Origin of the sequence: Coraliomargarita algicola, from assembly GCF_033878955.1 — a bacterium.
In the GTDB taxonomy this organism is placed as follows: domain Bacteria; phylum Verrucomicrobiota; class Verrucomicrobiia; order Opitutales; family Coraliomargaritaceae; genus Thalassobacterium; species Thalassobacterium algicola.
Genome location: NZ_CP138858.1, coordinates 3242378 through 3266508 on the forward strand (window position 1 = coordinate 3242378; position 24131 = coordinate 3266508).

Genomic DNA, 24131 nt, shown 5'->3' on the forward strand with positions numbered 1-24131 from the left:
AATCTAGTTAGAGGCATCCACCTCTGCAAGAGAGGCCTTATCTGCGCTATATATAAATGAACGGCGAAGGTTTCGCTATTCAATCCCCCAGTTGGTCATCCGCACCACTGGGGGATTTTTTGTATGCGGTCACCAAGAAAGGATAGCGATGGCTATTACATTAGAGGCAAATTATGCTAAAAAAATTGGACTCCCCAATTACTCCAGTCACCAATACAGTGTGACTGTCAGGACTGAGGTCTCAGACCTCTCACAAGTTGAGTCCGCAAGTGCTCAGCTTTATCAGCAACTACAGGAAGCAGTGGATCGCGATATTCAGAACACAGGCTTCCTTCCGGGAGATGAAGGGCAAGCACGTCAGGTGGTGCCGTTCAATCGAGGTGGTGCAAGTGCGCTATCAACACCCCGTAATCATGCCGCCCCTACATCGAGCTGGAACTGCTCGGAAAAACAGCAGGGCTTGATCGAAAAGTTGATGAAGGAAAACGACATCGCCTTCGAGTCGGTCGACGAGTTAGCGCATCATCGTTTCAATTGCGGACTCAAGCAGCTCAATAAGATGTCTGCTTCAGGCCTTATCGACGAATTGTTCGACACCTACCGCAAGCAACCGAAAGGGCGTAGCTCTGCTCCCGGTGGGTATCAAGGAGGTCGGCGATGATCCAGCCACTCAACCCGAAACCAAATGGGCAGTGTAAAGTCGTGGCGCTGCCAATGCAGAGTTCCGATGGTGCACTGCATCATATCTCGGCGTCTTCGCTGAAATTGTATTTGGGCTGTTCGCTCAAATACTACTTCAAGAAAATCCTGAAGCTAGAAGAACCTACGAGTCCAGCATTCCAGTTGGGCAAGGCGGTGCATGCTGGGCTACAAGCCTTCCATCTAGGGAGATGGCACGGGAAGTCGCACGACGAGCAAACCGTCCTTAAGGCTTATCACAGAGCCTTCTTGGAGCAGGAAGCTACGGACCCGGTTCAATACAAGAGCGGTGAACGGGAGAAGTTCCTTGAGAAAGGGGAATTGATCCTGAAAGCCTACTTGGATTCAGACCATGCGAAGATGGAAGATATCCCGCTGGGCGTCGAGGTGAAGCTGGAGGAGGAGTTCGCAGAGCTTCCGTCTCCATTGCTTGGTTACGTGGATCTTGTTCGCCCTGGAAACATCCCGGTGGATTTTAAGACCTACGCCGCCACTCCGAATGTGGAACTAGAAGCCTTCCAACACGAGCTTCAGTTGACAGCTTACCAGCTGTTGATTGAGGAAGCAACGGGGGAGGCGGTCGAAGGTCGTGAGTTGGTCTTCCTAGTGAAGACTGCTAAGCCTAAGATCATTGTTCATCGAATCCCCCCAGCGACCGAAGCTGCTAAGGCTCGGTTCTGGTTGGTCGCTCAAGCAGCGATCGATGGGATCTATCATGAACGTTTCTATCCTCAGCCGGGGATGGCGTGCTCTTGGTGCTCCTTTCGTCAGGAGTGCAAAGCATGGACTGGAGGTGTGTCGTGAAGCAATTCATAACACTATGCCTTCTCTCCAGCCTGACAGGATGCAGCGCGGTCGACACATCGCCAATTGGCGGTGGTCTGGCTGTCATCGGCCTTGCGCTGATTGTGGCAGCGGTGATCAATACACTCGCAGGGAAAGGGGGCGACAAATGAATAGCATACGCGAACTCATTCGAACCAGCTTCCCGGTCCTCTTGTTACTGGTCGTTGCCCTATCGGCGGTTCTTCTAGTATCCATGATGGTGCCAATATTAGTGCCTGTCTGTGTGGTTGGGATACTTATCCTAGTCGCGTGGCTCTGGTTCAATGGTGGGGGCAGTCTACGATCCGATTCTATGCGGCGAAAGCCACGCGATTACCCGGAGGACTTCCAATGAGGATCTTCGAAGCATCGCTCCAGTATCGGCTGGTCAGAGAAGGCTCCATTCCTTCGCTAGATACCCCTGAGAAGATCGCAGACTATGTCCGCGACGCTTTTGATGGAGATCCGACCGTGGAGTGGTTCATCGTGATTCCTCTCAACACGAAGAACATGCCCTTTGGCCGTGTTCTAGTGACGAAGGGAACGGCCACCTCCTGTCTGGTCAATCCGCGTGAAGTGTTGAGGCCTTGCATTCTCTGTAATGCCACGGCCTTCGCGGTGGCCCACAATCACCCCTCAGGAGACACCGCACCAAGTCGAGCCGACATCCAAGTTACCCGGCAACTCCGGGAAGCTGGTAAAACCATGGGCATCTCTCTGATTGATCATGTGATCATCGGGGATGCCTATTCCGAGTCCTATTCGTTTTGCGAAGCAGGACTCGTTTGATCGCCATTACAATAATCCCGGTGAAGGCCCGCATCCACGAAGTGGGGCGGGCCTTCGTCACATCTAAGGAAAAACATCATTATGATAACATCAGTATTAGAACTAGAACCGGTCGCACCACCTCAACAAAAACGGTGCAACCTCCTGCTGCATTGCGGGAGCAGTGCAGTGACTCGCGGTGAACTCTCTGTCAGTCATACTCCATTGCCTACGGCAACGCACAAGCCAGTCTCTCACATCAAAGTGTTACAGACTGTCGAGAAGGCACTTCTTCAGCGCAGTATCGTCATTACAAACCAAGCTCATGGTATGACCCATGACGGTTGTCGATATTTCGGCCTGTTGGAAGTCCGGGCGCATAATGCAGACAGTCCACATCGTTGGGTGGTCGGCGTCCGTAACAGTCATGACAAGACCTTCGCAGCTGGTATTGTTGCCGGCAGCCAAGTGCTGGTCTGTGACAACCTCTGCTTCAGTGGAGAGATCCTGCTGGCACGTAAGCACACCGGGCACATTCACGACGACTTGCCAATCATGGCCGGGCGTGCCGTGGATGGGCTACGTGGGTTTTGGAACACGCATGAGCACCGTATCGAAGCCTATCAGCGAAAACGCCTGACCGACACCCGTGCGCATGACCTTGTGGTTCGTGCCGTGGATAGTGGAGTGTGCGCCAATAGCTACCTGCCTAAGGTGTTAAAGGAGTGGAGAGAGCCCGCGCATCCTGACTTCGCCCCACGCAACGTGTGGAGTCTTCAGAATGCCTTTACGGAGGTATTTAAAGGTCGAGTGGATCTACTCCCGGAGCGGACGATGAAGCTCCATCAATTATTGGATCTGCATGTCGGACTCAACTAGGTGTCGCCATGGGGGCACACAACGGAAGAGCTTACTTTTAAAAGTGAGCTTTTCTTTAGCTGACAGCTCTCAAATCCTTGCATTCGAGTCTCTCCAATCCGATGCTCAGCTTCATGGCGCGTCTAAATCAAGATGAGTTTGAGCTTACAATGGACGATGATATCAAACTCGCATCTGATGAGTCAGATGGTCCTTGCTTAGACTTCTGGCCGTATGTTGACGGTCTTGATTATGAGGCCGTAGATGGCGTTGCTGACCAGTTTTCAGTGGATTATTTCTTTAAGAACTCGGTAAGAGGGTTGGAGCATGTCATGATCCGGACGGATCTACCCCATACTTACCTAACCGTGGTCATCGACACCAATGAACAAAAAATCGTCGGACACCATGTTTTCGAAGCAAATCCAAATCTGCCAGTGCACATTCTCCAGTTCTACCCGGAGCTCGATTTCTGAGTCTACTCCATATGAAATTACTGTTCCCATACCTCTGTGCCATAATCGCGCTTACTCTGAACGCTGCTGATACGCCGTGGCTCTATACGGAGGAAGTCCAGTTTGCCGAGCATCATGACTTTGCGGATGTCGTTTTAGTCGATGGTCGGAGGCTCGTCTTGAATGAAGGGGTGTATCACTCGGGTTCGACGGATGCTAAAGTCCAACAGGACGACTTCATCCATTTTGAGGACGTCGGAGAGTGGCAGCCTGAACGTGAATTATTCATCGCTTACGCGCCCGCAACTGGAGCTGTCCTGGTGGATCGTTCAACAGGGGAGACCATCGAGATCGTCCACGGGCTGGAAGGTGCCCATCCTTTAGATCAGCTCTACAAGGAGCGAGTCTACTCGAAGACGGCCAACTTTGACAGGTGGGACGCAATTAAGGAGATCATCGCGTTCTGGGAAACCGAAGTCCTTCGTATTTACGATCGCTTGGCGGAAGAGGTGAAAGCGCCCGATGTCATTGAGCAAGCCAAGGCCGCGTGGGAGGTGTCCTATGACAAGCAATGCACTGCAATCAGCGAAGCCTACGCGTCGAAGCCCGGATCAATTGCCTGGGATCGTTCTCTTGCCGCTCAACTGAATCTCGTGCGCAGCCATGCTTTAAGTCTATCGACTTGGGGGCAACCGGTGGGGTTGTGAGTGTTGTGGGAGATCAACTTTAATACCTAAAATCCCATATCTTATATGTAATACTACAGGTAATGCCACCAATAAGAAACAAGAGAACGCCATCTACGCCCGAAAGTAATAATGGGAAGGCTGTCGCCCAGACGACCCCGACCCCAATCACCCTAATCACGATATTCAGAGGTTTTTTGGGTTGGCGTTTTTTTGAACGATTTGGGGATTGAGCCTTAGAGTGTGAGTTTATACCTGATTTTGGTCTAGTATCCGCTTGCTTGTGCCTCTTTTCTGAGTGATTTCCTTTTACTGGCATTGCCTTATTAATCACACCAGCCTTGAAAGGCGGGGGAGTCTTCGGAAGAGCATTAGCGAGTTCAATCGCCTCATGGATTGGCTTCCATTGCTCCATGGCTTCAGTCCAGTAGAAATCATTGCGATTGAACCTACCCGATGAGATTTGATCCTTCAGTTCTTCTTCAGGGAATGGACCAGCTTGTTTGCCTGAACTAGTGATGTAATATAGCTTCATAGACTGTCGTTTTCAGCTGGCACGTCAGGGACATTTTGTGGTATTGGCTCATCCGATTGTGCTTTCCCATCCAGAAATAATTGGAGCAAGACATACCATCCGATAATTCCAATAATAGCTATCTTCCCCAAATGTCCAAGAGTTCCACCCAGTAGTGGTATTCCAAAGCTTGCGTTCCAGAACATGTGTAGCCCTACAATCAAAATAAAGATCTTGTAGAACTTTGGCTTTTTTATGTCGTCAAGGAATCCATTGGAGCTTTCTCGACATCTCCAAAGGGCTCCAACTGTAATTGAAGTCCAAGCAACATGGCAAAGTGGCGAGAATATAGCACGCTGTAAAATAACAGATCCAATGTGCTCGGAAGCATCGTATCCATACGCATAAGAGACTTCGATAACTGTAAGTAGTGCTTCGTAAACATAACCAGCCGTTTCAAAGATAGCAAAGCCAACGCCAATCCCGGCACCAATGACTAGGCCGTCACGCGTAGAAGATGCATTTATCCATTTACGACTCACAATAATCGCAGCCAATAATTTGGCACTCTCTTCTATCGGTCCAGATAAACTAGCGCCAAGAAAGCCAAAGCTGTTCGCTACATCAGTGCGGTGCAATAGAAGTGTGAAGATTAACGAAGCAACTCCACCTAGAATTACTAATTTCACAATTCGATAAGGCGTAATCGCTCTTGTGCCACATAACTCTAAGATGAATATATATGTGGCTGATGGAATCAATGAACATGCAATAAATAGATAGCCGGGGAATAGCTTGAGGTTTTCGAACTGATATAGTCCCCATAGCATTAAAGCTCCAGCTAAGCCTCCCCATAACAGTATTCTTGAGAAGAACCATGGTGTCCCTCCATGATATACGTTGGGAGTGAAAATTGCATCTGCTTCTACCTCTGAATGCTTGGAAAATGCAGAATCTATAACCCGTTTCCATGGCACTGGTTTAAGGGGAGGAAGTTCAGTTATTTTGTCAATCTGATCAAAAAATTTACGTTTGAGAGAAACATTTGCATCAGCACCGGTCAGGGGGCCGGGTTCGCCATCAGATTTAAGAGGGCCCTGATACTTCGGAGGGGGCGGAGGAGCACTTGGCAAATCCAAAACCTCATTAAGTGGCTTCCACTCTTCCATGCCTTCGGCCCAACAATAAATATTGCGGGCTATTTTCTTCTGCTCAACCGATTCTTTAAGCTCATCCTCGCTGTATGGCCCTGACTGACCATCGCTTTCAGTAATGTAATATTGCTTCATGGTTTACTTGTCTTTGTTCATTCGGTTGTCGCATTTCTTCCTTAGTGTTTAATTCTCACTATGCATCTGCTGTAGATTTATCGCGCCCACTACTTGGCTGTAGAGTAAGATGAATAGGGTAAGGTGCCCAATCTCTATCAATACGGCGAAGTAGGGGAACCACGCCAGAGTTAACGCGCAAACGGTAAGTATAGAAAAGGCCAATGCTAACCCACCTGTTTCATATGGCAGAGTATAACCGCTTTTCCTTAGTCCCCCAACAAGTTTTGGCCATGTTATAAAAGCCCAATAGAAGTTATATATTGGGACGAACATCAGTCCTACGGCCTTGCCTGGAGTTGTTACGCGACTGGATTCATCGATTGCTTGCCAGCATTTATAGTGAAGAATGCATGCGTATATAATGGCGACGATCGAAGGGATCGAAAGGATGATTTCTAGGGAGTCATTTTTATTTCTGTAAAATACAAAGGAACTGATGTTGGATCCTAGTGAACATGCTGTTGCTATGCTCATCCATAGCAAGGCAGGCTTCCAGTTGATCGCATTCTGCTGAAGTTGATTTCCCGGGGGGATATGAACCGGCGGAGGTGGCATGTTTGGAGGACTCGGGGGCGGAACTTTACCTCCCTCAAATTGGAGCGTTTCACTTATCGGAGACCAGTCGCTCATTTCTTCATGCCAGCATAGATCAAAGTAGCTGTATTCTCCAGTCGAGAGCTTCTCTCTAAGTTCCTCTTCGGAGACGGGGCCGAGTTGCTCCTGATTGTGCAGGATATAATATTTTTTATCCATTTTACGAAAGTATCCACGTTATCAATATGCCGACAGATAGAGTAACCCCTAGGCCTACGAAAAATAAGATTAGAAGCTTAATTAGGTCAGCGTCCCTCCCGTTGTCATCATAGAAGAGAGTGAGTGAATTCACTTTCAATGGCGTGCCGTTTGAATCCTTTCTCCATCCATAAATGCCGCCTTTGTGATGGGCATATACTCGGAAGATTATAATTGCAGCGATTCCGATGGGGCCTAGGAAGACTGCAAATTGCAAAAGCATGTGAGGCTGCCATTTTTGATACCACGTGATAATGCTCGGCTGACTGTTTGCGTCACGTTCCGTGACAATTTTCGAAGCATAGTGTAAAGGTGGAGGCGGCGGAGTTGATTGCCTTGGCGGCGGTGGCGGGGGAGAAGAATTCATGTTGAGTAGCTTTTTCGATGTTTGAGTCGTGAGTTTTTAGCAGGAATCCTAAGGGATGATGTTTAGTATCGGTTCGCTCCGAATCGTTAAAGTTGAGAAAAACTGACTGCCCCAGTCTTACATCGATAATTTCACCAATGTCGACTTTTCGGGGAGAGTTCCATTTTACCCGTTGTTTATATTCAATAGCCTGCTTATATCCGGGAGCATATTTCTCCAAGATATCATCAATTCCAGTGAAGCGCACCATCGTATACAATTCACCATTTTTAATTTGGATTTGTCGAAACCCTAGAAGCAATGCCAGTGTTTTGTCTTTCTCTGACCAATAATCGGGGTAGAAACCCGTGTAAGCGGTGCAATCGTTTAAAAAGCTAGGCGGGTCCGATTTTAAAAAACCACTCAGAAGCGGTCTTCCGAAAGTCGAGAAATTAGATTCAGTCCACTCACCATCACTACTATTGGGGCAATTGACTTCTAGCAAAGCTTCGTCAGGCCAGTCGCTGGAGCTTGTGCCGGTAATTGTAGTGTCTGAATCTGAACAACCGGCACATGAGATAATGGCGATAGCTAATAAAGATTTATATTTTAATTTTCGCATTAGAATAAATGTAACTGGTCACTTACGAACGGCCCATATCCCGGCTTGGTCTTGGACTCCTTGTTGTTTCAGCCGTTGATTTGCAGAAACACGGTATTGCCCAGAGATCTGCTCTCCTTCAATGACGCCCATCCATGTAATTGGCATTCCTTCGCCAGCGTCTGAACTAAATGAAATGCGATCTTTTTCGATTAGGCCGTTAATTGGAGCACTCCCGCCTAGATTGCCTGTGATATTTATGTAGCCAGTGACATCATTTCCATCAAGCTTGAGTATCAGAATGATTTGAGCCTTCCCACCATAGGTCTGGTTTTCACAGAATCCCTCGTATGTGCCTTCGGCTTTTGGACTGCATCCAGTGAAGCTAAGTAGCAACAAGGAGAATAGGAATACGACAAGGCTGCTAATCCTAAAACGATTCATTTAATCTTTGGGGGGTAGGGTAATGGCTCTTCGCGTAAGCGAGGATTGAGTGGGCATTTTAAATCGAAAAATACGGACTTGTCTAACGAAAAAAGCATAGACGTTCTTTCGTTAGAAATACTTTAATCATAGGTTGCTGAGTAAAGTAGAGCCGACGCCTCTTGGGGGAATGAGTTCGGCTTGGTAGATGCCAAGAAATTGTATTCAGTTCGAGCATTTGCCTGACGAGTCATTGGCACTGCTTAGCTCAGTTCCCGAAAATCCCATCACCACCGCATGAGCCACATTGATACTGGCCCTTCCAGCCAGTTCCATTGCACTGAATGCATTTAGCTCCAACTGCGAATGCCAAGGTGGAGACTGCAAGGACGGAAAATAGGACAAGGATCGTTTTACGTTTCATACTGGACAATGGGTGAATGGTGAGTGATTAGATTTGGACTTACTTACCCCAACGATCACAGGTAACAAAGTCAATGGATTTCCCCTATGATCGCTGGGAATGAATTCTGTTGAACGCGTAGCCAAACGAACCCGAGAACTTCGCGTCAAGCACGGCTTGACGCAGGAGGAGTTGGCTGGCCTTGCGGATATGAGTGAGAAGTTTCTTCAGCAGATCGAATCTCGTCGAAAAAAGGAGATTTGGGTTTCCACCGTCGAACGTATCGCAGCCGCTTTCTCATTGGACCTGCACGAATTCTTTGCCCCAGAGGTGCCTGACGAGTCAACGCCGGCCAAGAAGGTAATCAGCAGCCGGGTGCATCGAAAGTAACTCTCACAGGTGGGCGAGTTCGTGAATGATCACACTCCCCCTCACACATCCAACCCGGCACCATTGACCTTCAGCCACTCCTTACGTTCACGGTAGTTCGGCATCACCTTATCGACCTCGTTCCAGAACGCAGCTGTATGATCGAGGTGGTGGAAGTGGCACAGCTCGTGGACGATGATGTAGTCGATAATCGTTTGCGGGGCCATCATGCACTTCCAGTGAAAGCTCAGCTCTCCTAGTGGTGAGCAGGATGCCCAGCGATGCCCGAGTTCTTTGACTTCCACCCCTCGCGGCTTCGCATCGACCTTGGGGGCGAAATACTCAACGCGCTTCGAAATACGCTCGTAGCCGCGGGCCACATAATACTCCCGGAAGGCGGCCTTCGCCAATTCAACGTCACCTGACTCGACCAGATCCCGCCGCAGGGTAAAGCGTCCATTCTTCAAAAGCAATGGTTCTGCCTGTTCCGCAACGAGCTTTAAACGATATGAACGACCGAGATAGAGAAAGCCTTCACCGCTCTTGTATTCTCTCAGGATACGAGTCGAATTCAGGTCCCGCCACTCTGCTAAATTCCGATAGATCCAATGGAGCTTCGAATCCACAATCTTTTCGATCTGTTCATCTGCAACCGATTCTGGCGCACGCACGACGATGCGACCATCACGCTCCAGCACAATGTCAGCCGTTGAACGTTTTGAGCGCACGACCTCATATTCAGGACGTTCTTCCTTCACTGCATTCATGCTGTCAGCTCCTTGTGTCGCTTCTCTGCAAGCTTGATGATTTCAATCGCAACACGCTCATGCTTCTCAACCAGAGCCGGAATATTCGCGATCAAGATTTCAGTATCTAGATTGCCTCGAAGCTTTTTCACCTCGATCGCCTTGTCCCAGAAATCAATGACTCCAATCGTCTGCTGCAAGAGCGCCACGATCCGCTGTAACAGTTTCTTCAGTGCCTCATGATCCTCCAATGGAATCACACCATCAGGATACACCAGTTGAGTCACAAACTCATAGAACGTGGTCTCTTCTTTCGTCAGCCCATCCTGGCCATCCACACGCCCGGCAGCTGCTTCGTCGCGTAGCTTCTGATATTCATTCGCCAGCGCCTGCCAGTTTTTACCATGCTCCTGGATCAAGCGCTCTAGCTTCTCGCTCATCCGGGCATAGAACGCAGGATCTTCGTCAAAGTGCACCGTGCAGTGCTTACGGATCGCATGCTCCATCTCGCTGGCCTTGGCTTCGGCATTCCCCTGCGCGTGTTGGTTCACATGCGCGAGAAAGTCATCCGACAGCAATTCCACTGGCGGGATCTTCGGGTTAATGCCCAACTCGATCAAATGCTCATTGATCAACTGCTTCACCTTCGCGCCCGCATCCGCAATATCCAGCGAGTCATCTTTGTAGCGCTCCTTCACCATACGAAGGATGTAACCAAAGCGCCGAGCGGGACCGCGATACTTGTGCGCTGCAGCACTCGGTAGAATCAAATTCAGGCTGTGCAGGAATTTTTTAAAGTAGACCTCGAAATCCGCCCGCGGCTGGATCTTTCGCAGTGCGCCCACCGCTCGGTTTAACACTTCGACTTCAGCCTCGGGACTCGATAGTCGTCCGTTCACAAAGCCATCAATGTCCGCGACTCCACACGACTGAAAGTGCTGCAACAAGCGATGATAACGCTCTTCAAGTATCGGTAATTCACTCAAGGCATCTTTCAGCCCGTTCTCCAGATCCTGTTGATCCTCTTCGGAATAGATCGACAGCGCCTCACTGAGGTTATTCGCGAGACCAATGTAATCCACGATGAAGCCACGATGCTTGTTCTTCGCCACTCGATTCACGCGGGCAATCGCTTGCAGCAAGTTATGCTCACGCAGCCGCTTATCAATATACATCACCTGCTCGACCGGCGCATCAAAGCCAGTCAGTAGCATATCGCAGACGATCAAAAATGCGATGCCAGTATCCGCCTTATCCGGGTCCTCAAAGTCAAAGGGCTTACAAAAGTTCTCAACCGCGTTCAAGCGCTTCGCTTCCTTGCGAACCTCCGTAATCGCAGCGGGCTCATTGGTCGGATCAGCCGAGACGATCACCGCTGCTTTCAGAAACTGGATACGCTCAATTAAAACCGCATTCGGTTTCTCCACGGACTGCTCACGCAAGACACGGGCTGCCAGGGCCTCTTTGATTGCCTTTTGATAGCGAGTTGCCGCCAACTTCGAGTGACACACCACCTGAGCCTTAAACCCATCAGGCAGCACATTATCCACATAGTGATCCACTAGATCCCGAGCGATCGCCTCGATACGCTTCTCTGCTTCGAGAATGTCTCCCGTCGCGCCATACTTCTTTTTAATGGCAAGTATCTCCTCATCGGTGCGGGCTCGAAAGAGATCCTCAAACTTCGTATCGAAGCCGTGCTTATCCCGGATCGCAGTATCTGCGGTGCGGCCCTCATACAGGATTTGCAGCGTCGCACCATCGTGCACCGCATCCATTAGCTTGTAGGTATCGATGTATTCACCGAAGCGCTTCACCGTGCGCTTGGCACCATGCTGCTCCGTGATCAAAGGCGTTCCCGTAAAGGCCACCCGCGCCGCATTCGGAAAGGCCTCAAATAAATTATCCCCCATGTCCGAGCCTTGGGTGCGGTGGGCTTCGTCGATGCAAAGCACAATACGATCCGAGCGATTCACCACTCCAAAAGTCTCCGTCGAAGGCAAGGGCTTCGCGTTATATGCCTGCTGCGCCTCCGCCGCCTTCAACTCGGAAATGTCGCCACCAAAGCGCACGACCTTTAATGCCTCAGCGACTGAGTCCGGGACGCGCTCCACTCGATCCGAGAACTTATGAATCATCACCATGTTCAGATCCGATGCCTGCGTGCTCAAATGCTCCCGCAGCTGCTCCGTGCTCTCGATCACATTCACCTTACCACCGATCAATTTCGCAGTGGCCGCCAACTGCTCTTCCAGGTCGATGCGGTCATTGACCAACAGAACTTTATAATCATTCAGATCCTCAGAGGCCCGTAGCATCCGCCCGAGGAAGACTATCGTCAGCGACTTGCCGGAGCCCTGCGTATGCCAGACCACTCCAGAGCGCTCGTCTGCGGTTGTGCCATGCCTCAAGCGCTCCATGATCTTACAAGCCGCACGATATTGCTGGTAGCGACAGGTCACCTTGATCCGCTTCCCGTCATCCGTATCCTTAAACACCGTGCAGGTTCGCAAAACACGAAGCAGCGTCTCCGGGCAGAGTAAGCCTTGAATCATTCGCTCCTGTTCACGTTCCACCCCAAGCGGCTTCACATAGTCCTGATTCGCTTCCGGCCAGATGTCCTTCCACGCATAGAAATTCTCATGCCCCGAGCTGATCGTCCCGAACTCCGCCTTCTCTCCGCAGGTCCGGATCACCAGCAGGTTGGTATAAAAGAGTTTTGGCTCACCTTCCCGCAGTCCCGCCGCTAAGGTCTCGGCTCGTCCATTCCGATAACGCAGCAATTGCTCAAAGGCCGCATGCATCGGATTCGCGGTATTCTCATCACCGATCTTGGCCTCGATCACCACCAGTGGCAGCCCATTCACAAACAGCACAATGTCAGGGATGATGCACTGCTTCACGCATCCGGGCGTATCGACCTTAAACTGATTGATCGCGTGAAACTGATTACGCTCCGGGTGCTTGAAATCGATGAGCTGCACCACCGGATCATCCTCCCCCGTCAGCTCATTCACATCCACCTGCGCCTTGAAGAGCAAATGCTGCACCGCTTCGTTCGCCTCCAATAGGCTGAGATTCGGCTGACGCAGCAGCTGATCGCGCAAATCCGTCAGCTGTCGATCCGTCAGCCAAGACTCCCCCTCATCCGTCTTGTTGAGCGCCCGCACCGACTGCCGAAACACCTCCGGCAAGATCCACTCACGGAAGTTCGTCCGCAAACTCTTCGCCGGGTCCGTTGGAATCCCGCCATTGCCCTGATTCACAATAGTCCACCCCAGCGCACTCAGCTGATCCAGAAATGGCTTTTCGACATGGAGGTATTCAGACATCAGATAGCATCATTATAAATCGTCAGGGCATGACGAACCAAAATTTGAACACCTCCTTGTTTTACTAGAAAGGTCTTTTTTACTGGCCAGTAAAACTAGCTGATTCAGTAAAACGTCAGCCCTCCACTTTCGGTGGAAACTGAAACAACCCAACGTGGCCACCCGTCCCGCAGGAGCAAAAGTCCAAACCTGTCCCTTTTATGCGCAGTATCTGTCCGGGCAAACGAGTTAGAATATACAGCGACCAATTCAACGGCTTTGGTTCGGCAACATCAGACCTTATTAAAATTTCTCCAAACTTGCGACGAGTTGCTGAAAACAACTCAGGTGCACTCACTTCAACCATCCAGAAATAGTCAGGCAACTCCGATTCCATCCCTGTCATGCAACTCTCTTCTGTCGCCTGCCCATCCCAACATTCAGCAGCCTTCAGATGATTCAAATATTCTTCCCGCGAAACACGCAGTGCACGCAAAACAAGTAACCCCGACTGAGCATACGCCTTAAAGCGCTCCATCCAAACATTCCCGTCCACCAGTGCTGTCGAAATACCCTTCAAGTAAGCCAGAGCAATTGCCTCGGCCTCTACGGACCCGGTTTCTGAAGCATAACGTTTCAAAGACAGAATAATCCGGAAATTTTCTTTCTTCAAAAAGTGTCGCGGCAAGCAGTAGTAAGGACCGAAATTATCATCATGCACCACATATGTGCTCAACCAATTCTCACTAGGATAGTAGCTAAGCCCACCATCGAAATACCCCCTAGTTGCAGGAGCCACCCAAGTATCCTCATTGAATGTGTGACCGATTACAGGGATCACATGTCGCCCACCTGAGTTGCTTAACTCAAATCCTAGAAGCGCAGGCTGCCCCGACTCGATTGCGCCATAGAGGTCCGACTGATAATCGCCCGGCAGAACCAATGACGTATCTGTCGGCTCATGAATAATCTTGGAATACTCCATTCCAAATGCACTTAGCACATCCTCCATCTGTTCGGGGCCCATTCCTGCCCCTCCTCCGGCCTTCACATTGACGTGGTCAATACCTGCTATTTCATTTATTCTCGCATAAGAAACGTCTGCATCAGGTAAAACAGAAGCCAATACCGTTCGAAGGCAGACGTGTGCACAAACAAAAGTTAAATCATTTTGCTGCGCATATAGCACACCGCGCACCGATAACTCACCAATTGATGTCTTCAGTTCATATACTCGTGAACAATGTATATAATTATTCTGAGTCGCGCCTCGCGCTGGAATAAAGACCGACTCATAGACATGAAATTCAGGAACTGACCGACCATTGATCACATCCTCTTTGAATACTGCGTAGCCGAGCAGATCATTCGGTGCAGCTTCTTGACCAACGCCCGTTTTCAAGAACAGCAGTCGGCGCACTCGTGAGCCAGTAAACTTAGATTCTCGAATTAAAAGTGCCGAGTTCTCTTCTGCTAAAAGTGCACAATCCGCCTCGGTGATTTCCTCAACGACCAAAGACTGATACTGCAATTTACGCGCGAGTGAAAATATCCGCCTTAGAACCGGACTTGCGTAGAAGTGTTTGTCGACATAGAGGAAATTGGAAAAACCTTCCTCCTTAGCCGTTGCGACCCAAGCAATCTGAGTGCCCTGCGCCTCCCGAAAATTCAGCATTTCAAGAGACGATTAGTAGGAGCCTATGCTAACATTTCGTGTTCTTTCTTGAAAGTCCCGGCGAGTTGCCAAAAAACGATCAACCCCAGTAGGGAGTGTCAATACGCCCGCGCCATAGCCTTGATTCCCCAGAACAGCACAGTTAGCCGACTCTCTACTTTGCTCTGCCTCATTGGCGGCAATTTGTTGTAGAGATTCAGTAAGTTCTTTTGTGGCGTAGTCCATAATTCGTGTAATTGGGATGAAACACAGATGCTAAGATAGAGATATTGACGAAAAATCAATACAAAACACCCAAACGTATAGCAGTAAAGATATCACAATACAAGAAACATTGCAAAACTTGAAACGCCTTATTACAAGCACTTTACAGAGTTACACATCAACTGGAACAATCCGCCAGACATCCTCCGACAGGGCGATCAGCATCTCCTGACGTTCCTCGATCGTTCCAGTCGACCAAGTATCAAATGCCTTCAACTTCGCGTTGATCCGGGTGATCGAACTGTTTGTGCCCACTTCAGCCAACTTAACAATGCTCTTGGTCAGATAGGTTGCGCTATCGGTATACAAAGGCAGCTTCGCCGCAAAGAAATCATTACCTGCCACGATATTGATCGGCTTCTCCAGCAGGGTCAGATTCCCCAAGCGGTTCTTCCATTCGTCGTATTTCACCTCAGGCTCACCTTCTGCAACCTCCTCAAAAGACTTTTTCAATTCCGGCTCTGGTTTGTTGGGCAAAATATGCTCCACCTCCAAGCGCCTCCAGTTGTCGATCCGATCCTTTACCTTCACGCCTTGATAGGCCAGATCCACATGCTGCGCCAGTTTAGCCAACATGTATTGCGTGCGATACTTTTGCATCGAGCCCAGAGTGTAGCGTTTCAGCGCATCTTCCAGCTGATCCCGCTTCTTGTCCGCCCCCGCTTTAAAGCGACCTTCGATAAAGCCGTTGAGTAACTCGACTTGCTTCCCTGCATCAGCATCGACGATCTTCCGCAATTCATCCGCCCACGCACCAAAGGAGCGCTCTAGATCTTTAGTCGGCGACTTGGTGAAGATATAGACATATAGGAAGCTCTCCAACTGTCTCACAAAGTGATCAAACAAAGGCTTGGGTAAAGGGCTCACTGCCAGCAGTAGCACATAGTGCAAACTGAAGGCTCCCCCCGCTAAATGCCGCAAGGTCGCAACCGGGACATTCTCATGTTCGTCATTTCCACGTCCCTTCGAAAAACCGAGATATAGGGTAACACTTCGCTGGATTTTACGCACAAACGTAAAGGGATCATTGATGTATCCACAAACCTCCGCATTCGCTTTCTTCGTCAGCCAGTCATAGATTTCATCTTCCCGGATCACACCATCTCCGCGCTTATTCTCGACTTTGTAATTCGCCATCAGGAAGTAGCGCAAGAAACGCAGCGGCTTCTCACCTGCTTTTTCCAGCGGTGCCGTGATCTTTTTCCACTCATCCTTGAGCTTCGTAAAATGCTCTTGTCTGACCTGGGTAAAGAGCAAGTTCTTCAACAAATCCATTGGGTTCAGTCCAACCCCACGCTCATTGATCGTTTCAAAGATCTTCAACGCACTCCCTACGTCCGTGCTGATCTGGATAAAGACCACATCGTGCGATAGAAATCCCCAGTAGCGCTTCAATGCAGCCATATCCGGGTAGTTCGCATCGATATAATCAAAAATGATTTCGTAGGCCCGTAATAGGTTACGCAAGGAGCCAAAGTGCTGAATCCCTGCCGCCTGCACCGCAGCACGCACCACCGCGGGATTGTCCACCGTCTCAACCAGGCAGCTCATCACTTCACCTGCATTCTCATAGCGAGGATCCAGCTTCAGGCTATTGACCGTCTCGCCATCGCGCCGCGTCGTGCTAAACGAAATTAGATTGTTTAACATCCCCTCCTGCGTCTCCCCCTTAAACTTACAACGCAGCGCACAGAGCAGGAGGAACAAAGTGGTCAGGCGCTGCTGCCCATCGATCACGTCTAAGTGCCCACGCTCCAGCGTAGGAGCCACTAGAATCGTGCCGATGAAATACTCACGATCTGTCCCCGAATCCACTTGTTCGTTAATGTCCTCCAGCAACTGAGTGACCTCAGTATCGGTCCACACATATTCACGCTGATAATCCGGCACGATGTAGAAGCACTCACGAAACGCCTCCTCGATGGTGTATTTGTAGTTTTCGATTCTAGCCATGGTTATTCTCTAATATTTATTTAAGCATCAACATCATCAAAGATGCTTCTCGCATCTAGCTCGTCATCCTCAATCTCTTGATCCGTAGAAGAAGCCATATCCTGATTTTCCTCTTCTTCATCGTCGTCTTCGTCAGTTGCTTCGGCCGCTTTCTCCTCTAGCCGATCTACAGCTTCTCGGATTTCATCATAGGCCTCATCGATATAATCAATGGCGATATCATCTTCATCTTTTTCTTCATCAAACAGATCATATAAACGCCGGATATTCCCATCAAGATCATCTAGATAGTAGCTAGGCTCATCATATTCGGGATCAAAATCCGCCTCATAATCGTCAACTACATCTTTGGCGATTGGCAGCACCTTATGCCTTAAGAAATCTAATAGTTCAGCACGCTCAGCACTGGACAAAAGATTCGAAAAATCAGGATCTAACCCAGTCGAGTCTAGATCATTCTCTAAGACACTCCTTATACTCTTAATGAAATTTAACCGAATATTTTCATCTAGCAGATCAAATTCTTTAAGTTTTGAAATAAGTGAACAAAAGTTAGAATTCGAAGCGGGATTACGAGGCCTTTGGATAAAATCTGAGTGATAAGATTTAGCGGTCTTAACCCAGAGCGCCAAAAACTCTTTTGAACAACGAGTTCCTAGGAATCGACATAAGTAATAATTAAATCGAAATGCATCTGAGTCAGGAGCATCTAGCTTCTCAATAACCAGTGAAAAGCGATGCGGAGGGATCAAAATTTTAGCTTCTCCCATCTCCGAAACTCCACAGGCACACTCATTAACAATCTCAGATGCTTTAGCGCCAGCTAGGTAAATATCCAGCAAATCATCTTCACTTGAAATGATACTGGCGATTGCCTCCCGAATAGTAGGGTGACTAAATTTCCATGATCGGCTACCAGCATCGTATGCTTTCTTAACTAAAACTCCTTCAAGAGAAACCAAAGCTAAACGAAGATCAGCGACACCTGCGTTTATAACCGCCAAAGCACCCCCCTCATTCTGATCCAATTCTAAGGGGATCAAAGCTTGTCCAGAACGCATAAAGATAAGGGCTAAAGCGGCAAATTCAGAGTCACTTAATTGCTTAATAACATCGATCAAAAACTGAGTCGGCTCCTCCACAAACAAACTGAGAGCTGCCTCACTAACAGACAAATCCTGCGTGAAAGCTGGATCACCTAAGCGGCGGGCGATTTCAGGAAGGAACTTTGGATGCTCCGCAAAAGCCGGAAGAAAAGGCTTAACCTTAGCTCTAAACTCAACCGGTTGCTCCCCCATGCGGAGATGATTATAGAGTATCCGCTCTTTCTCAGGTAGCCCCAATTTCTCAACCTCTACCAAGACTTGAGAATCCGTAAGCAATGGAAATGAAGAAAGCTTCAGGTCTCGTTTCGCCGCGTTATAAATATTGGTGCGAGACGTAAATACCACGCGTGCTCCCTTCTTTATTGCGGTAGCTAATAGTGGAAACACACGGTTCCATCCTTGTGCCAAAGCACCATTATACTGCGTCTGACCAAAAGCGTCGTCTATCCAGAAAAACTGCTTCGGTTCATCAGGATTCCAATGTCGTTTAAAATCATCCGGGTCTGTCGCAAAAACAGGAGAGCACCCCCAGTTATCGGCAGCAGCTAATGCTAGAGCAGCCGAGATGGTAGATTTACCGGCCATCGGATCTCCGAGTAGCATGACAAAACGCTTGTTCTGCAAAGCTTCCACACTCTTACGGTGCGCAGCAGTCGGGACAAACTTAGCCAAGTTTTCCTTCCAACTTTGAAGCAATTCATTCGCTTGCTGATAAACTCGTTCATCAAGAATCTGAGACAAGTCTCCGAGCCCATAAAGCCGGGGAACCAATGCACGTAGCCGACGTGACTCTCGTATCTGATCGGTTAACCACTCCTCTCCTAAAATATCAAAGTGCTTGATCTTCGGAATCTTCAAAAACGCCTCTCGAATCAATTTATCACTCGCACCGCTTACCTTAGCATTCGTCACCAGTAGATAAGTCGAGGCATGATCCGCTGCGGCGAGACGCTCAGCTTTTTCCAACTCATCTTCTAGATTCGACAAGGATAAACTCGAATCACGCTTACATGTAAACTTACACTGCACAACGAATCGCCCGGCATAACTTTCCTTGCCTTTCTGTTCCCACGTCCCCTGAAATGCCCCGTCCTGTCCGGCATCATTAGTTGATGAAAATACTGTATATGTTTGCCCTAGATTCTCACGCAAAACGCAGCCACACAGATTCTGAAATGCCTCCCATCCCAATGTATGTAGCTCGAAGGTGATTTTAGACGCCTGTGCTTTCGCGGGTTCAACTGTGGAGATCTGCGCTTCGCTCATAACTGAACCGACACCTTCTCCGTTAGCAGGTCCTGCATCAGGCCTTGTTTTTGTTGCTTTAAAGCATGTTGATTTTTCAGATTCTCCACCAACACATTTTCTGATGAAGCAATCCTCTTTACGATAAGCTCTTGCTCCTCTGTTGCACAAAATGGATACAGCAACGATGACATGACGGCGTTGTTCAAGCTCGGCATTGTCGCCCCAACCGCACGCGCATCAACTTGGCGCTGAACAAAGCTCTGACGATAAACGAGCGAAGCAAAATCAGGACTGAGCGAACTGCCGGCGAGTCGAAGAAGAAAGCAACCAGTCCCACATAACCAACCGACTTCGGCTTCACCGATAGCAGCAGCACGAGACAAGTCGCCACGGCGGGCAATTACGATGTCACCAACTCGCATTCTATGACGTCCGAGTTCTTCGGCACGACGCTCATGGATGCGGGCAATTTGTCGGACGCCAATACATCCATCATTAATATCTTGAGGCATAACAACAGGCACGCCCTCTGATTGATATTCATGAGCATGTAATTGACTACCAAAGGGGCCAGTTTGTAAGCGTCCGCCAAAACGCTTCAATATCTCACCCAATTTCAACACCTCCCAATCCTTCGGAATCCATCCCAGCGGTGACTCCTGGTAAAGTTCGGGAGCGGTTTCGCGGGACGGGCGGAGTTGGCCGGGCTTCGCGGACGTGGCAGCGGGTGAGCCTGCTTGTTGGGCGCGGGCAATGGACTCCGCCGTCCAGACGCCTGGGTGAAGAGGTCGTGCATCAGCCCCTGCTTGATCTGCTGCTGCTTCGCAATCAACGCTTCCGTCGCCTCAATCGCATCGTCCACCGTCGAGAGGATCTCGGCGATGCGGCGTTGTTGCGAGAGTGGAGGGGAAGGTATCTTAATCTTTCTAATATCGCCAAGGACTAATCTCTTCAGCGCACTCCCCGACTGAAGGCCAAACAACTGCTTATCAAAGATAAAAGATGCTAGGACTTGAGCTAGGAACTCAGAATCAATCGCCTCAGTAGGCCGTAATATAGCAACGGACGATAGTAACACGACCCCAAGCTCTTCTCGATAATGAACAACACGCCCAATAGTCCCATCCTTCGAAAGTAGAACGTCTCCTACTGTTGGGGAGCAGTTTTGCAGACAGAGCAACCTCCAATCCGATTCTGAAATTAGAGTGCAACTAGACAAGTTGATACGTCCCTTAGGAATATCCTTTGCATTGACGATAGGAAAGCCCTCTTCGCATGGCGTTGGGCTAAAGTGAGATCCATCGGTAATCAATGAACACACACTCCACAGAGATTTAGTCGCAAAGCTCGGGTCACTCATACCCCAATTCCTCCAAGAAACCTTTGAGTTTTGCGGTGGCAGCATCGCGTTGCTGCTCAATCTCCGTCGCGGTGACTGCGTATTTTGCATGCAAGCTTTCCAATGACTTCAGGCATTCGCGTTGATGCGCTCGTAGGAAGCGCTGATACGTGGCCAAGAGAATCCGGTGCAGGCGCTCTAGGATCACGCGTTTGGCTTCATCGCTATCGATCTTAGCGCGGGCGGCTGTGACGAGTTCATCGCGCTTTTTTTCAGTGGCGCGGATGTCGGCCTTGAGTTGCTTGCCTTCGTCTTCGAGTGCTTTGTGGCGTGTCAGCTTGGTATCGATGCTCTGTGCTTCAGTGTAAGAATCCTGCCCCAGTGTCATCCGCATCTTAATTTCGGCAACGAAGTCGCTCTGAAACTGAGTCGAGTCGACCAGGTCAAGGATCGCTTGCGCACTGGCAAAGTCGGGTGCGCCCGCCGTGCCTTTGACCGCGTAATCCTTCTTTTTCTTCCCGGCAGGAATCTGTCCCGCCGCATTCAACTCGGTAAAGAGATCCGCCGCCAATGACTTTAATTCCTTAAAGGCTTGTTTGTAAGTGGCAGTGAATGTCTTTAGCTCGTCTTTTAAGCGTTTCACATCCTCCGCGGGTAGCACGCCGGTATCCTCTTCGTCTTCGAAATCTTCTTCGCTGGCCGCAGTGAACAAGGCATCCAGCTCCGCGATCCGTCCGCGTTTTTCGTCCATCTCCTGGAGTAGTTCCGGGAACTGACTTTGCAAAATATCCTCGTCGGGGATCAGCTCCGCATTCCAACCACTGTAGGCAATCGATTTAAACTCGGGCTTAAACAGCTCAAAGTAGCGTGCCAGCCCTCCGCGCACCTGATGCGGGGAGAGCAAGGTCTGATCCTTCAATGCGTCTTCAATGGATTCGAACAAAAGGCGTCGCAGTTCATAGACGTTGCCCTTCTTACCTCCCGCTGGAGCCAGCGCCTCCACATGGGGCAAGTTTGCCTGCCACCAGCCTTCGAGCTGATCCATAAAGTCCTTATGTGCAATCTGCACACTCTCGTCGCGCTCGACCATGCCCGCCAATTGACGCCGATCCTCGATTTCAGGTGCAAAGTCGAGGTAGGCAACGCCGAGGGCTGAGGACTGAGACCTGAAACCTGAGTAGGGAGCCTGCGCTTCGGCGGCTTGCAGCGCGTCCGCTTCGACGGGCACGGCAGCGTTCACTGGGCGCGGCACGAAGCAGCGCTCTCTCAAACCGCCGTAGTTCGACCAAAAGGCTGCTTGCAGCGCATCGACTTCCACCGTCGGCACCCCGCCATGCAAGTGCGCCCGCACATCATGCGGCTCGGGTGGTGGGGCGTTGTCCACATAACGGCGGATGTTGCAGTTGTAGCCCTCGTCGGCGATTTCCGTAATCGGCACCCGGCGGCCATAGGCCGGGATCTCGGGAGCCCCTGCGACGGTTAAGCTACGGTAGGCATGCACGATGCGGGAAATATCCTCCGCCCGCAGGAAGTTCTGCGCTTTGCCTTCCTCATAGTCACGATCCGCATTGATAAAAACCACATGCTCCCGTTCCTGAGCGCCCTCCTTATTGAAGACCAGAATCGAGGCCGGAATCCCCGTGCCATAGAACAGCCCCGAAGGCAGTCCGATGACCGCTTCCAGCCAGCCTTTTGAAATGAAGTGCTTACGCGCCTCCGCTTCCTCACCGCCACGGAAGAGCACCCCGTGTGGCATGACCGTCGCTAGCTTACCGTTGGGCTTCAGCACTGCGATCATGTGCTGCACAAACATCAAATCCGCCTTCTTGCCCTTTTCCGGCATCCACACCGGGAAGCGACCAGGGAAGTCGATATCCTTCTTGCTGTAGTTCAGGCTGAAAGGAGGATTCGCCAACACGCGGTCGAAGCGCTGCAGCTCACCGTCTTTCTTATGCTGTGGGTGACGCAAGGTGTCCTCTTGGCGGATGTCCGCGTGTGGGATGCCATGCAGCAGCATATTCATCTTACAGATCGACCAAGTCGTGCCGATCCGATCCTGCCCCGCCAGCGTCAGGTCCAGCGGGTTGCCCCCGCACTCGTTGATATAGTCGCGGGTCTGGATCAGCATACCCCCCGAGCCACAGGTCGGATCATACACACTCATGCCCGGCTGCGGCGCAGTGATTTCGACCATCACCCGCACCACCTCCGAAGGGGTGTAGAACTCGCCCGCCTTCTTACCCGCCGAGTCCGCAAAGAACTTGATCAAGTATTCGTAGGCGGCTCCCAGTAGGTCCGGGAACTCAAAGTTCTCATCCTTGAGTGGGATCTTCTCAAAATTCTGAATAAAATCGACCAGCGTATCGTCAGTCAAAACGTTGGAACCAATCTTACGGTTGAAGTTGATATGCTTCAGCACGTCCTCCAGCGCGTCGATATTCTCCTCTTCCAGCCGTTCCAGCGCCTTATTCAGGCCAGAGCCCACATTCGTCTTCAGGTGACGGATAGTCGACCAGTGCGAATCCTCCGGGACAAAGAAGGTATATTTGTCCGGATTCTTCAGCTGCGTCGCAATCGCGCCCTCCGGCATACCGCGCTCCCGCAGTTCCGCCTCCAGCTTCACCCGCTCCTGATCAAACAGATCCGAGAGGCGCTTCAAGAACAGCATACCGAAGATATACTCCTTATACTCCGAAGCATCCATATTCCCGCGCAGATCATCGCAGGCACGAAAGAGAAGATTAGAAAGCTGAGAAAGCGTAAGTTTGGACATAATAAGCAGCAAAACGGCGACTCCACCGAATCCCCACGAATTAAGGCCTCAAAACTTTATCGGTCGATTCTTTTCGAAAATACGCCCCGAGTTATTCACAAGCGCTTTCTGACTCCGAGAATCGTTCTAGCGCAGGACGCGAGGGGAAGCTCCTGCGAGTCGCTCAGATCCTCGGTGAAAGGCCTCTGGATGGTCGAAGGGAGGTCCGTACACGCGGATCTCATTGATGCGATTCTAGTGAGCGTTCTCAATGGCACCTATGAAAGAAGGGCGGAGGGGCAAGGGACATGAAAGAGTATCACTCATCGCGAAGAAACAGCCTTTATAATTTTCAGAGGGTTAGGACTTTTTTGCTTGTTAAGCGAAAAAAGTGCAAAAAACATAAAATATATAACTTATTGTTCTGCTTGTATTTATAAAATTGGAGCGGATGTTTATAGGTAAATGACGGGGGCAGGTAGGGGGATATTGCCCTCTTAAGTGGAGATTTACAGGTTCTACCGAGAAAATTGATGGAGGAAATTATACCCTGCCTAAGATTTCACCAAGGTTGCTCCTCCTCATTCTCATTAAAACGTAAGTGACCATACACATCGCTGATATCAACGACTTACGGAATATTCATCTGCTGTGCTTGAGGTGGAAG

22 protein-coding genes are annotated in these 24131 nt (G+C 49.9%); 8 read left to right on the top strand and 14 right to left on the bottom strand.

What is annotated here, in order from left to right; all coding sequences use genetic code 11:
• Positions 1-148: 148 nt before the first annotated feature.
• From SH580_RS13140 to SH580_RS13170, 7 genes are all read left to right on the top strand, one after another.
• Positions 149-661, top strand: a complete 513-nt coding sequence (locus tag SH580_RS13140) for a hypothetical protein (RefSeq protein ID WP_319831311.1) — start codon at positions 149-151, stop codon at positions 659-661.
• Positions 658-1503: a RecB family exonuclease gene (locus SH580_RS13145; RefSeq protein ID WP_319831312.1), complete on the top strand. Its 846-nt coding sequence runs from the start codon at positions 658-660 to the stop codon at positions 1501-1503. Before SH580_RS13140 ends, SH580_RS13145 begins: the two co-directional genes overlap by 4 nt.
• 148 nt (positions 1504-1651) lie before the next feature.
• A complete protein-coding gene (locus SH580_RS13150; protein WP_319831313.1) occupies positions 1652-1879 on the top strand; it encodes a hypothetical protein in 228 nt (75 codons plus the stop codon).
• A complete protein-coding gene (locus tag SH580_RS13155) occupies positions 1876-2313 on the top strand; it encodes a JAB domain-containing protein (RefSeq protein ID WP_319831314.1) in 438 nt (145 codons plus the stop codon). Before SH580_RS13150 ends, SH580_RS13155 begins: the two co-directional genes overlap by 4 nt.
• 81 nt (positions 2314-2394) lie before the next feature.
• Complete coding sequence (locus SH580_RS13160; RefSeq protein ID WP_319831315.1) at positions 2395-3171, top strand: DUF932 domain-containing protein; 777 nt, start codon at positions 2395-2397, stop codon at positions 3169-3171.
• Positions 3172-3272: 101 nt separating this feature from the next.
• Entirely contained in the window at positions 3273-3626 is a 354-nt protein-coding gene (locus tag SH580_RS13165; RefSeq protein WP_319831316.1) for a hypothetical protein, read from the top strand.
• A gap of 11 nt (positions 3627-3637) precedes the next feature.
• The gene (locus SH580_RS13170; RefSeq protein ID WP_319831317.1) at positions 3638-4312 is read left to right on the top strand and encodes a hypothetical protein; all 675 of its coding nucleotides are present in this window, start codon (positions 3638-3640) and stop codon (positions 4310-4312) included.
• Between the two features lie 19 nt (positions 4313-4331).
• Here the strand turns inward: SH580_RS13170 and SH580_RS13175 are convergent, their stop codons facing one another.
• From SH580_RS13175 to SH580_RS13195, 5 genes are all read right to left on the bottom strand, one after another.
• The gene (locus SH580_RS13175; protein ID WP_319831318.1) at positions 4332-4826 is read right to left on the bottom strand and encodes a DUF4339 domain-containing protein; all 495 of its coding nucleotides are present in this window, start codon (positions 4824-4826) and stop codon (positions 4332-4334) included.
• Positions 4823-6094: a PrsW family glutamic-type intramembrane protease gene (locus tag SH580_RS13180; RefSeq protein WP_319831319.1), complete on the bottom strand. Its 1272-nt coding sequence runs from the start codon at positions 6092-6094 to the stop codon at positions 4823-4825. Before SH580_RS13180 ends, SH580_RS13175 begins: the two co-directional genes overlap by 4 nt.
• A gap of 48 nt (positions 6095-6142) precedes the next feature.
• Entirely contained in the window at positions 6143-6889 is a 747-nt protein-coding gene (locus SH580_RS13185; RefSeq protein ID WP_319831320.1) for a DUF4339 domain-containing protein, read from the bottom strand.
• A gap of 314 nt (positions 6890-7203) precedes the next feature.
• A complete protein-coding gene (locus tag SH580_RS13190; protein ID WP_319831321.1) occupies positions 7204-7896 on the bottom strand; it encodes a hypothetical protein in 693 nt (230 codons plus the stop codon).
• Between the two features lie 18 nt (positions 7897-7914).
• A complete protein-coding gene (locus SH580_RS13195) occupies positions 7915-8319 on the bottom strand; it encodes a hypothetical protein (RefSeq protein WP_319831322.1) in 405 nt (134 codons plus the stop codon).
• A 502-nt stretch (positions 8320-8821) separates the two neighbouring features.
• Between SH580_RS13195 and SH580_RS13200 the strand changes: the two genes are divergently transcribed.
• Positions 8822-9091, top strand: a complete 270-nt coding sequence (locus SH580_RS13200) for a helix-turn-helix domain-containing protein (RefSeq protein ID WP_319831323.1) — start codon at positions 8822-8824, stop codon at positions 9089-9091.
• Positions 9092-9132: 41 nt separating this feature from the next.
• Here the strand turns inward: SH580_RS13200 and SH580_RS13205 are convergent, their stop codons facing one another.
• The 9 genes from SH580_RS13205 to SH580_RS13245 all read right to left on the bottom strand — a co-directional run bounded on the left by SH580_RS13205 (position 9133) and on the right by SH580_RS13245 (position 23485).
• Positions 9133-9837: a M48 family metallopeptidase gene (locus SH580_RS13205; RefSeq protein WP_319831324.1), complete on the bottom strand. Its 705-nt coding sequence runs from the start codon at positions 9835-9837 to the stop codon at positions 9133-9135.
• Entirely contained in the window at positions 9834-13148 is a 3315-nt protein-coding gene (locus tag SH580_RS13210) for a type I restriction endonuclease subunit R (RefSeq protein WP_319831325.1), read from the bottom strand. Before SH580_RS13210 ends, SH580_RS13205 begins: the two co-directional genes overlap by 4 nt.
• Before the next feature lie 115 nt (positions 13149-13263).
• A complete protein-coding gene (locus SH580_RS13215; RefSeq protein ID WP_319831326.1) occupies positions 13264-14658 on the bottom strand; it encodes a hypothetical protein in 1395 nt (464 codons plus the stop codon).
• A gap of 156 nt (positions 14659-14814) precedes the next feature.
• The gene (locus tag SH580_RS13220; RefSeq protein WP_319831327.1) at positions 14815-15027 is read right to left on the bottom strand and encodes a hypothetical protein; all 213 of its coding nucleotides are present in this window, start codon (positions 15025-15027) and stop codon (positions 14815-14817) included.
• Positions 15028-15177: 150 nt separating this feature from the next.
• Positions 15178-17019: a DUF262 domain-containing protein gene (locus SH580_RS13225; RefSeq protein WP_319831328.1), complete on the bottom strand. Its 1842-nt coding sequence runs from the start codon at positions 17017-17019 to the stop codon at positions 15178-15180.
• 20 nt (positions 17020-17039) lie between these two features.
• The gene (locus SH580_RS13230) at positions 17040-19391 is read right to left on the bottom strand and encodes an nSTAND3 domain-containing NTPase (protein WP_319831329.1); all 2352 of its coding nucleotides are present in this window, start codon (positions 19389-19391) and stop codon (positions 17040-17042) included.
• A complete protein-coding gene (locus SH580_RS13235; protein ID WP_319831330.1) occupies positions 19388-19996 on the bottom strand; it encodes a restriction endonuclease subunit S domain-containing protein in 609 nt (202 codons plus the stop codon). The genes SH580_RS13230 and SH580_RS13235 overlap by 4 nt, the downstream gene beginning before the upstream one ends.
• On the bottom strand, positions 19990-20823 hold the full coding sequence (locus SH580_RS13240) for a restriction endonuclease subunit S (RefSeq protein WP_319831331.1): 834 nt from the start codon (positions 20821-20823) through the stop codon (positions 19990-19992). The genes SH580_RS13235 and SH580_RS13240 overlap by 7 nt, the downstream gene beginning before the upstream one ends.
• Positions 20726-23485, bottom strand: a complete 2760-nt coding sequence (locus SH580_RS13245) for a type I restriction-modification system subunit M (RefSeq protein WP_319831332.1) — start codon at positions 23483-23485, stop codon at positions 20726-20728. Before SH580_RS13245 ends, SH580_RS13240 begins: the two co-directional genes overlap by 98 nt.
• Positions 23486-24131 lie beyond the last annotated feature (646 nt).

Coding starts and splice junctions, on each gene's coding strand:
- SH580_RS13195 (WP_319831322.1), bottom strand. CDS start 8,319: ATGAATCGTTTTAGGATTAGCAGCCTTGTCGTATTCCTATTCTCCTTG.
- SH580_RS13155 (WP_319831314.1), top strand. CDS start 1,876: ATGAGGATCTTCGAAGCATCGCTCCAGTATCGGCTGGTCAGAGAAGGC.
- SH580_RS13190 (WP_319831321.1), bottom strand. CDS start 7,896: ATGCGAAAATTAAAATATAAATCTTTATTAGCTATCGCCATTATCTCA.
- SH580_RS13210 (WP_319831325.1), bottom strand. CDS start 13,148: ATGTCTGAATACCTCCATGTCGAAAAGCCATTTCTGGATCAGCTGAGT.
- SH580_RS13230 (WP_319831329.1), bottom strand. CDS start 19,391: ATGAGCGAAGCGCAGATCTCCACAGTTGAACCCGCGAAAGCACAGGCG.
- SH580_RS13150 (WP_319831313.1), top strand. CDS start 1,652: ATGAATAGCATACGCGAACTCATTCGAACCAGCTTCCCGGTCCTCTTG.
- SH580_RS13245 (WP_319831332.1), bottom strand. CDS start 23,485: ATGTCCAAACTTACGCTTTCTCAGCTTTCTAATCTTCTCTTTCGTGCC.
- SH580_RS13140 (WP_319831311.1), top strand. CDS start 149: ATGGCTATTACATTAGAGGCAAATTATGCTAAAAAAATTGGACTCCCC.
- SH580_RS13225 (WP_319831328.1), bottom strand. CDS start 17,019: ATGGCTAGAATCGAAAACTACAAATACACCATCGAGGAGGCGTTTCGT.
- SH580_RS13165 (WP_319831316.1), top strand. CDS start 3,273: ATGCTCAGCTTCATGGCGCGTCTAAATCAAGATGAGTTTGAGCTTACA.
- SH580_RS13160 (WP_319831315.1), top strand. CDS start 2,395: ATGATAACATCAGTATTAGAACTAGAACCGGTCGCACCACCTCAACAA.
- SH580_RS13200 (WP_319831323.1), top strand. CDS start 8,822: ATGAATTCTGTTGAACGCGTAGCCAAACGAACCCGAGAACTTCGCGTC.
- SH580_RS13205 (WP_319831324.1), bottom strand. CDS start 9,837: ATGAATGCAGTGAAGGAAGAACGTCCTGAATATGAGGTCGTGCGCTCA.
- SH580_RS13240 (WP_319831331.1), bottom strand. CDS start 20,823: ATGCAAAATACGCAGTCACCGCGACGGAGATTGAGCAGCAACGCGATG.
- SH580_RS13180 (WP_319831319.1), bottom strand. CDS start 6,094: ATGAAGCAATATTACATTACTGAAAGCGATGGTCAGTCAGGGCCATAC.
- SH580_RS13170 (WP_319831317.1), top strand. CDS start 3,638: ATGAAATTACTGTTCCCATACCTCTGTGCCATAATCGCGCTTACTCTG.
- SH580_RS13220 (WP_319831327.1), bottom strand. CDS start 15,027: ATGGACTACGCCACAAAAGAACTTACTGAATCTCTACAACAAATTGCC.
- SH580_RS13185 (WP_319831320.1), bottom strand. CDS start 6,889: ATGGATAAAAAATATTATATCCTGCACAATCAGGAGCAACTCGGCCCC.
- SH580_RS13175 (WP_319831318.1), bottom strand. CDS start 4,826: ATGAAGCTATATTACATCACTAGTTCAGGCAAACAAGCTGGTCCATTC.
- SH580_RS13145 (WP_319831312.1), top strand. CDS start 658: ATGATCCAGCCACTCAACCCGAAACCAAATGGGCAGTGTAAAGTCGTG.